Consider the following 4,027-nt stretch of genomic DNA (forward strand, 5'->3'; position numbering starts at 1 on the left):
GCCGGGGACGGCCAGGGCGGGGGATTGCGCGAGCCGGTGCCGTGGTTATGGTCGAGAGACAGGCAGAAGCGCAGGACACGCACAGGGAGGAAGGGGCGCGTGGTGTCCGAGCCGACCTCACAGGCGACCGGGGACGCGGAGTACGCGCGGCGCGACCCGGACGGCGAAGCCATCCGACACACGGGTGCCGCGAACGGCGAGGTGCCGATCGCGCATTGGCCGGGGGAGCTGTTCGACCTCGGCGGACGCGAGGTGTACGTCAGGGCGACGCCGCGCGGCGGCGACCAGACCGCCGTATACGTACACGGTCTCGGCGGTTCCGCCACCAACTGGACGGACCTGATGCACCGCCTCCAGGACGTGGCCGAGGGTTACGCCATCGACCTGCCCGGCAACGGGTTCTCCCCGGCCCCCGAGGACACCGACTACTCGATCGCCGCCCACGCCAACGCCGTGATCGGCCTCATCGAGCGGGTGGCCGACCGCCCGGCACACCTGTTCGGCAACTCCCTCGGCGGCGCGGTCTCGGTCCGGGTGGCCGCGACGCGGCCCGATCTGGTCCGGTCGCTCGTGCTGGTCTCGCCCGCGATGCCCGACCTGCTGCCCAGGTACGGCCCGGCCCGGGTGGCGCTCTCCACCCTGCCCGGCATCGGCCTGTGGGCGGTCGACCGGATGCGGATGATCCCCGCCGAACGCCGGCTGAGCGCCACCTTCGAGATGTGCTACGCCGACGCGACCCGGATCCACCCCGAGCGGTTCCGCGAGGCGGTGGAGGAACTGCGCCGCCGGGACGGCCTGCCGTACGCGGGCGCGGCCCTCGTCGGTTGCGCGCGGGCGATCGTGGCCGAGTACTTCCGCCGGGGCGAGGAGAACCTCTGGCGGCTGGCGGCGAAGGTGTCCGCGCCGACGCTGGTGATCCACGGCAGGCACGACCGCATCGTGCGTCCGAGCATGGCGGCGCGGGCCGGCCGTACGTTCCAGCACGTCAGGCTGGTGCTGCTGCCCCGGGCCGGGCATGTGGCGCAGATGGAGTATCCCGATGCCGTCGCCCGCGAGGCGCGCCGCCTGATCGCCGAGTCGGTGGCGCTGTCGCGGGGCTGAAAGCCGCGCGGGACCATTGTGGACGGGATGACCGACGAACGGCGGTCTTTGGGGAATGCCCGGCAACCGGGTTAGGTTGACACCCACAGAGACCCCCTGAAACGGGAGCGTAGAACTGTGTCCTTGCCACCGCTGGTAGAGCCGGCCGCCGAACTCACCGTCGATGAGGTTCGGCGGTATTCGCGTCACCTGATCATTCCCGATGTTGGAATGGCCGGGCAGAAGCGCCTGAAGAACGCGAAGGTGCTGTGTGTGGGCGCGGGCGGACTGGGGTCGCCGGCCCTGCTGTACCTCGCCGCCGCGGGCGTGGGCACCCTCGGCATCATCGACTTCGACGTCGTGGACGAGTCCAACCTCCAGCGCCAGGTCATCCACGGCCAGTCCGACGTGGGCAGGTTGAAGGCCGAGAGCGCCGCCGCCTCGGTCAAGGAGATCAACCCGCTGATCGACGTGGTGGTGCACAACGTGGCGTTGAGCACCGACAACGTCATGGAGATCTTCTCCGGCTACGACCTGATCGTGGACGGCACCGACAACTTCGCGACCCGCTACATGGTCAACGACGCGGCGGTGCTGCTCGGCAAGCCGTACGTCTGGGGGTCGATCTACCGCTTCGACGGCCAGGCCAGCGTCTTCTGGGCCGAGCACGGCCCGTGCTACCGCTGCCTCTACCCCGAGCCGCCGCCGCCCGGGATGGTGCCCTCCTGCGCCGAGGGCGGCGTGCTCGGCGTGCTGTGCGCGTCGATCGGCTCGATCCAGGTCAACGAGGCGATCAAGCTGCTGACCGGGATCGGCGAGCCGCTGGTCGGGCGGCTGATGATCTACGACGCCCTGGAGATGCAGTACCGCACGGTCAAGGTCCGCAAGGACCCCGAGTGCGTGCTGTGCGGCAAGAACCCGAGCGTCACCCAGCTCCTCGACGACTACGAGGCGTTCTGCGGGGCGCTTTCGGAAGACGCGCAGCAGGCGGTGACCGACTCCACGATCACCGCGCGTGAGCTGAAGGACATGCAGGACCGCGGCGATGACATCTTCCTGGTCGACGTCCGCGAGCAGAACGAGTACGAGATCGTCTCCATCCCGGGCGCGACGCTGATCCCCAAGGGCGAGTTCCTGAACGGGGCCGCGCTGGAGAAGCTGCCGCAGGACAAGAAGATCGTGCTGCACTGCAAGTCCGGAGGGCGTAGCGCCGAGGCGCTGGCGATCGTCAAGAACGCCGGGTTCTCCGACGCGGTACACGTCGGTGGCGGGGTGCTGAGCTGGGTCAAGACCATCGATCCCAGCCTGCCCAGCTACTGACGCGCATTTCTGCGAGCGGCACATCCGCCGTTCCGCGCCGGTCCGGGCCGTCGATCGGAGCGATCCAGCCCGGGGCCCGGCCTCGCGGGACATTCTCCGCGAAGCGGAACGGCGGATGTCACGGGGCGACTTGACCGCATCTTCGCCTACTCCGCGTTAAAGTCGAGCAAGTGAGCGACAGCGGTCTTCGAGCGTGGTCTTTCGGACACGTGCTCCTGGGGGCGGGGGCCGGATGAACGAACACACCAGGACACGCGGCCTGCCCATCATGATCGCCGCCGCGGTGCTCGCGCTGGTCTGCGCGGGCGTGGCCGGGGTCGCCGCGAGCGCGGCGGGCGGCGAGCTGACCAGGCGGCCCAGCGCGAGTGAGCTGGAGCGTGCGGCGGGGGCCGAGGTCGCGCGGCGCTGGCAGTCCTGGCCGGTGGGCAAGGTGTTCCCCGAGGCGATCGGCTACGCCGCCGAGCAGGGCGGGCAGGAGAGCGCCCGCCGGGTCGGCATCGCCGCCGACCACCGCTGCCAGACCGCGGTCGATGCCAAGCTGGCCTCCGCGCTGCGTACGGCGGGCTGCCGGGCCGTGCTCCGGGCGACCTACATCGACGCGTTGCAGGGCATGGTGGTGACCATCGGCGTCGCCGCCTTCCCCGACGAGGCGAGGGCGCGGCGCGCCGAGGCCGCCTTCCCCTCGGGCGAGCGGCCCAGTCCGGGCCTGCGCGCACTGGCCTTCCCCGGCACGGTCACCGACCGTTTCACCGCCGCGGGCCGCCAGTCCGGCACGGTACGGCAGGGCGGCCCCTACGTCGTGCTCACCACCGCCGGGCAGGTGGACGGCCGCCCGGCGAAGGCGGTGGGCGACCAGCGGCCGGCGATGTTCGCGTTCGCGGGCCACATGGGCGAACGGGTCCTGCGCGACCTGACCCGCCCGGCCACGCCGGACTGCGCGGCCTCCGCGGAGTGGTCGTGCTGAGGCGGCGGGCGGCGGTCGTGCTGCTGGCGGCGCTGGTCGCGCCGGTGGTCACGGTACCGGCCCCGGCGTTGGCCGATGACGTGCGCGACAGCCAGCGGCCGGTGCTGCGCACCCTTCAGGTGTCGAGGGCCTGGGGTGTGAGCAAGGGCAAGGGCGTCACGGTGGCGGTACTCGACTCCGGCGTCGATCCGCGGCACCGCGACCTGGCCGGTTCGGTGATCGTGGGGCGTGACTTCACGGCGGGGGCCAACCCGCCGGGCGTACGGCCGCGTAAGCTGCACGGCACCTACATGGCCTCGCTGATCGCCGGGCACGGGCACGGCCCGGGGAATGGCGACGGGATCATCGGCATCGCGCCCCGGGCGAAGATCCTCTCGGTGCGGATCATCCTGGAGGACGAGGAGCCGGGGTTTCGCGAGTTCAACTCGGCCGAGCGCTATGAGGACGTGGTGGCCAAGGGCATCCGGTACGCGGTGGACCGGGGGGCCGACGTGATCAACATGTCGATCACCAAGGAGCTGGCGACCAAGGAGGAGCGGGCGGCGATCCGGTACGCGATCTCCAAGGGGGTCGTGCTGGTGGCGGCGGCGGGCAACGACGGCGCGGCCAAGCCGGGGGCCGACGGGTTCGCGCCCTACTCCTATCCGGCGGCGTTCCCGGGCG

Annotated in this window: 4 protein-coding genes; all 4 read left to right on the forward strand. The window is 71.4% G+C overall.

The genetic code is table 11. The features are described from left to right. Nucleotides 1–102: 102 nt before the first annotated feature. The gene (locus C1I98_RS36215; RefSeq protein ID WP_233508482.1) at nt 103–1,101 is read left to right on the forward strand and encodes an alpha/beta fold hydrolase; all 999 of its coding nucleotides are present in this window, start codon (nt 103–105) and stop codon (nt 1,099–1,101) included. 117 nt (nt 1,102–1,218) lie between these two features. After that, nucleotides 1,219–2,400: an adenylyltransferase/sulfurtransferase MoeZ gene (gene moeZ / locus C1I98_RS36220; RefSeq protein ID WP_111171799.1), complete on the forward strand. Its 1,182-nt coding sequence runs from the start codon at nt 1,219–1,221 to the stop codon at nt 2,398–2,400. A gap of 232 nt (nt 2,401–2,632) precedes the next feature. Continuing rightward, nucleotides 2,633–3,364: a hypothetical protein gene (locus C1I98_RS36225; RefSeq protein ID WP_233508483.1), complete on the forward strand. Its 732-nt coding sequence runs from the start codon at nt 2,633–2,635 to the stop codon at nt 3,362–3,364. Next, nucleotides 3,358–4,027, forward strand: a 670-nt coding sequence (locus tag C1I98_RS36230; RefSeq protein WP_146607855.1) for a S8 family serine peptidase, incomplete at its 3' end; no start/stop codon positions are given. The genes C1I98_RS36225 and C1I98_RS36230, both read left to right, overlap by 7 nt.

Origin of the sequence: Spongiactinospora gelatinilytica (genome assembly GCF_003236385.1) — a bacterium.
Classification (GTDB): Bacteria; Actinomycetota; Actinomycetes; order Streptosporangiales; family Streptosporangiaceae; genus Spongiactinospora; species Spongiactinospora gelatinilytica.